Annotated in this window: 5 protein-coding genes; all 5 read left to right on the top strand. The window is 59.2% G+C overall.

Features of this window, described 5'->3' with window-relative positions; translation table 11 throughout:
* Window positions 1-929: HAD-IC family P-type ATPase (locus EN906_RS22525; RefSeq protein ID WP_127375384.1), on the top strand; the 929-nt coding region annotated here is incomplete at its 5' end.
* A gap of 5 nt (window positions 930-934) precedes the next feature.
* Window positions 935-1,090, top strand: coding sequence for a cbb3-type cytochrome oxidase assembly protein CcoS (gene ccoS, locus EN906_RS22530; protein ID WP_081714250.1), 156 nt, complete (start codon window positions 935-937; stop codon window positions 1,088-1,090).
* Between the two features lie 714 nt (window positions 1,091-1,804).
* On the top strand, window positions 1,805-2,422 hold the full coding sequence (locus tag EN906_RS22535) for a hypothetical protein (RefSeq protein ID WP_024502869.1): 618 nt from the start codon (window positions 1,805-1,807) through the stop codon (window positions 2,420-2,422).
* Between the two features lie 280 nt (window positions 2,423-2,702).
* The gene (gene ubiM / locus EN906_RS22540) at window positions 2,703-3,884 is read left to right on the top strand and encodes a 5-demethoxyubiquinol-8 5-hydroxylase UbiM (protein WP_024502870.1); all 1,182 of its coding nucleotides are present in this window, start codon (window positions 2,703-2,705) and stop codon (window positions 3,882-3,884) included.
* 177 nt (window positions 3,885-4,061) lie between these two features.
* On the top strand, window positions 4,062-5,023 hold a 962-nt coding region (locus tag EN906_RS22545), incomplete at its 3' end, for a GGDEF domain-containing protein (RefSeq protein ID WP_164777289.1).

Raw genomic sequence — 5,023 nt, forward strand, 5'->3', positions numbered from 1 at the left:
AGACCGGAACGCTCACGCTCGGACAACCCCGGCTCCTCAATGCATCGTCGATCGATCCGGCCATGCTGGCAATCGCGGCAGACATGGCCGCGCACTCGCGTCACCCGTTTTCAAAGGCCATAACCGGCTTTGCCGCTCCTGGCGGGCAACACAAATTCGATGCCGTCACAGAGCATCCGGGGTTCGGGATCGAAGCCACTGTCGCCGGAAGCATCTGGCGGCTGGGTCGACGCGGATGGGCTGGATGGAAGGCCCGGACCGGTGGTGAAGGCAACCATGGCTATGGCGGAACGGTGCTGACAAAAGACGGGTTCATTGTCGCGACCTTCGATTTCGAGGATGCGCTGCGCGCCGACGCGGCGGCGGCGATCAAGCGATTGAACGATACTGGGGTGTCGATGCAAATGCTGTCGGGCGATACCGCAGGTGCCTGCGGCGAAGTTGCAAGAATGCTGGGTGTCGACGACTTCGTTCCGTGCCTGCTGCCGTCGGGCAAGGTCGAGCGCATCGAGACCCTGGCGAAAGACGGACACAAGGTTCTGATGGTTGGCGACGGCCTCAACGACACGCCGGCGCTGAGCGCGGCGCATGTCTCGATCGCTCCGGCCACCGCCGCCGACATTGGCCGCAATGCCGCCGACTTCGTATTCCTGCGCGAAAGCCTTCTGGCAGTGCCTCTCGCGCTGGACGTCTCGCGCAAGGCGGGACACCTGATCCGCCAGAACATCGCGATTGCGATCGTCTACAATGCCGTCGCCGTGCCGATCGCCATCCTGGGCCACGCCACGCCTTTGTTAGCGGCGATTGCCATGTCTGCCTCATCGGTGCTTGTTATTGGAAACGCATTGCGCTTGCACGGCTTCGGGGCGAATGCGACGCTGCAAGTTATTCAAAAAGTCGGACGCTCCGCAGTCAGCTATTCGGCATAATCCTCGTGACGACGTTGCTCTATCTCATACCAGTGGCCCTTTTTCTGGGTGCACTGGGTGTGTCCGGCTTCGTCTGGGCATTGCGAAGCGGTCAATACGAAGATCTCGACGGAGCCGCCGAGCGGATACTAATTGATCGGGACGACAAACCGGAACGCTGATTTCAATCCGCTGTGCATAAGATGCGCGGATCGCGCTCGTCAGTCGAGCCGGCTCGGTCGGGAACAAGCTGTCCATGCTCCATGCTCCATGCTCCATGACCATCTTGACCTAAGCTGCACACTACATTTGTGAAAAGCCTCTGTCGTGCGAAGGACTGCCTACCATTGCACCCAGTATGAGGCGGCTGATGCCACGAGAGTACCTCGCGTGGCCGGACGAGAGCTTGGCAATGTGCGCACGGGTTCCAAAGTGGAACGTCACGGTCGATCACCTGACCGTGAACCGCCAGTGCCGATTGGTCATGTCTGGCTGATCCAGATCAGGGTCATACTCATCGGTGTGGTCTATTGACCAGTCTTCGACGGAGAAATGCATGACTTACGGAAAGATTGGTCGTCATTATCAGCACCTTCACGGTTCTGGGTTTTCTGTCGTGTGGTCGGCCATGCCTTGTGCTTACGGCGCAGCCATTAGCTGACCGGCGTCGTGTGTATCTCGCTTGCTGGCTGACCATCCGCGTGGCTGCGCGGACAGGGGGGCCGATCAACAGCTTTCGCCTTTGATGGGTTGTGTGCGTCGTTGCCGATCCATCCCGATTCCCGGCCCGCGCCTTGAGGCTATGCGACGGTACCGGAACCCAGCGCACGTCACGCGGTTCCGCGCGCGTGGTGTCCGCTCGTCACGACGATGAACGAACAAGCGGCTGGAGTACCATGAACACCGTACACATCATCGACTGCCACAATGCAAATGACTACTTCGCCGACAGGCAAGAGGGACCGATCGTGCAGCACTTGTTAAAGGCTGTCAACATCCGCGCGGAGCTCCACATGGCGTTGAACCGAACGAAATTTGGTGAGGCTGTAGTACGAGCGATGGAGGCGGAGTGCGACGTGCTTCACATCGCCGGGCACGGCAATGGTGACGGGATCGCTTCGTCCAGTGGGCGAAGTGGCCTTCTTTGGGCTGACTTCGTAAAAATGTTCCAGGGCTCGCATCCAGCGCCGAAGATCCTCGTGATGTCAACGTGCTGCGGAGCATCATCGGGGTTGGGACGTGCGTTTTCGAGATCGATCAACCGTCCGAAGTTGATCATTGGTTCGAGTGACGCGCGCTATTTCGACGACTATGTCGCCGCGTGGGCTTTGCTCTATCGGCGACTGAATTGCAAGGACATCGACATCGAAGCCATGCAGCAGGTTCTTGATGAGATATGCGCGGTCGTGGATAAAAGTTTCCGCTACCTTGGCTGGGATGACGAGAGAGAGCGCTACGTTCGATACCCTCACCCTCGCAAGAGAGCCCGCTTCGACGTCGTGGAGCGTGAGTAGTATGCGCAAGGGTTCCAGGTGGAATGTGGCGATCGATGCGGCGCGGCCGTCGCTGACCAGCGTCGCGAGTGTCTCGCTTGCTGGCGGCGATCTGCGCGGCTGCGCGGCGAAAGGGCGGGATCGGTTAGCCGCATCCACCTCTGAGCGCTTTGAGTGCTTCGTTGCCGATCGATGCGAATCTCCCGGCCCAGCGCCTTTAGGCAATGCGGCGGGCACGGAGCTCATGTCACTCGGCTCAGTTTCACCGTTACACGAGGATAGGCGACCGGATGGCGGCACGCTGATGGGCTCTGACGATAATTTTGACATCGTTGTCGTTGGAGCCGGCCCGGTCGGCCTTTCGTTCGCTGCGTCGCTTGCCCAAAGCGAACTCAAGGTGGCAGTTGTTGAACAGAACACATTCGATAGTCTGGCGAATCCGGCTTTCGATGGTCGCGAAATCGCGCTGACCAACGCTTCGATCAGAACCCTTCGCGAGCTCGGCGCCTGGGATGTCATTCCGGCTTCGGACAAATCAGCACTTCAAGGCGCGCGCGTGCTCAACGGCTCGAGCGCATTCGCTCTTCGTTTCGATCCTCCCAGCAACTCTGGAGAACCGCTGGGGGTTTTGGTTCCAAATTGCCGGATCCGCGAGGCGCTGTTCAAAATCGTCCGCTTGCAGGATCGCGCCCGGCTGTTGTGCGGCCACTCGGTCGTCGATGCAACAAACAGCCAAGAAGGAGCAGTCGTAACGCTCTCTAATGGCGCGCGTTTAACTGCTCGGCTGGTTGTTGCCGCGGATTCGCGTTTGTCCGCCACGCGTGATCTGCTAGGCATCGGCGCCGATATCAACCGGCTTGGCCACTCGATGCTGATTTGCCGAGTGAGGCACGAGCGCGCCCACCACCAGATCGCCATCGAATGGTTCGATCACCATCAGACGATAGCGATATTGCCCCTAGCGGAGGGCATGTCGTCGCTGCTGCTCACATTGCGCTCAAACGAGGCCTATAGACTGCTTGCCTTCGATGATGATTTGTTCCTGTCGGAGTTGACGAAACGGTGTCGAGGGCGCCTTGGAAAAATGACCTTGGCAAGCAAGCGCCACACCTATCCGCTGGTCACGACCTGGGCGCACAAATTCCGGGCGCCGAGCGCCGCACTCATCGGCGACGCTGCCATCGGCATGCACCCGGTGACCGCTCACGGGTTCAACATCGGTCTCAGCAGCCAGAAGCAACTCGCCCGTGGAATCATGACTGCGTGCCGCGACGGCCGCAATGTTGGCGACCCCGACATGCTGCATATATACGAAAGGCGGCTGCGCCTGTCGGCGGCGCCGCTCTACCATGCAACGAACATATTGGTTGGACTCTACTCCAGAGACCACCTGGCGGCACGGCTTGCAAGGCATCTGGGGCTTCGCTTTGCCCAACATGTTCCCCTTGTCCGGCATGGGATTTCGGCGGAGCTCCAGCGGTGATACTGCACCAGCAGTCGCATTTTTGCGCGTGCTGGGCGAGCGATGGGAGAGAGTGCATGATGCACCGGAGTAATCCTGCTCCCCGACGCTGATCTCCGATTGAAGAATTAACCCGTCCTTCAGGGGGGCTGCATAGGCTGCGGACAAGCAGGAGTAAGCAAGCTGACCCGTCCAGCCTTGGAAAAAGAAGATCCGCTGGAGGCGAGAATCCTTCAGGACCAGCTCGCTGATCTGAGGGCAGGCCTTTTCGTCTCAATGCCGATAAGCATTGTGCTGTCCGGGCTGATTTTGACCGTGCAGGCCCTTTCCGGGAACGGTCTTGCTGGCGCGGCCTGGTTTTCGGTCGTTAATGCGATAAATGCCGCCCGCCTTGCACTCGCCCGTCATCAGCTGAAGGAACCCGGAGTCCAGGATGATCTGACACGGGTTTGGCTGCGGCTTCGCTGGTTTGGCAGGCTTGCTCTTCTGGCGGGATTCACCTGGTCATTCCTTGCCGTCCTAACGGCTGGATACACGACGTCTCAAGCATCGCTGCATCTAATAATTCTGGCGGGCATTTCAGCTGGCGCGGTCACGTACGGCAGCTCATATGCTGCGGCAGCGATATGCTTCATCACACCGCCACTCCTCATTGCCGCCGCATGTTTGCTGACGAAGGGAGCCCCGGAAAACTACATTCTGGCTTTTGCCGTCCTGCTTTTCGAGGGCGGCCTGGTTCGATCCTCGTTCGTTGGACAAGCGCGCTTCCGTGACGCGAGCCGCCTGAGACATCAAGCCGAGCGGCTTGCCGCGGAAATGGAGCGCAATTCCAGGGAGGACCATCTTACCGCGCTCCTCAACAGGCGGGGCCTCGAACATGCAATCGATCAGTTTGAGAACACCGATGGACCCTTTGTGGCCATGCTGATTGATCTGGACGGGTTCAAATCTGTCAACGATACCTACGGTCACAGAACGGGTGACGAGCTGCTTGCCAGGATCGCCCGCCGAATAGAGGAAGAAGCACCGGAGGGCTCAACGCTCGCCCGCATCGGTGGGGATGAATTCGTGCTGGTTTTTTCTTCGCGAAAGAATTCTCCTTCTCCCACCAATCTCGCGTCCAATCTCATAGCCAAGCTTGCTCGCCCCTATCCTGGGAT

Origin of the sequence: Mesorhizobium sp. M7A.F.Ca.CA.004.06.1.1 (genome assembly GCF_003999135.1) — a bacterium.
Classification (GTDB): domain Bacteria; phylum Pseudomonadota; class Alphaproteobacteria; order Rhizobiales; family Rhizobiaceae; genus Mesorhizobium.

Excerpts from the sequence above, each read along its gene's own strand:
- EN906_RS22535 (WP_024502869.1), top strand. The coding sequence starts at position 1,805 with ATGAACACCGTACACATCATCGACTGCCACAATGCAAATGACTACTTC.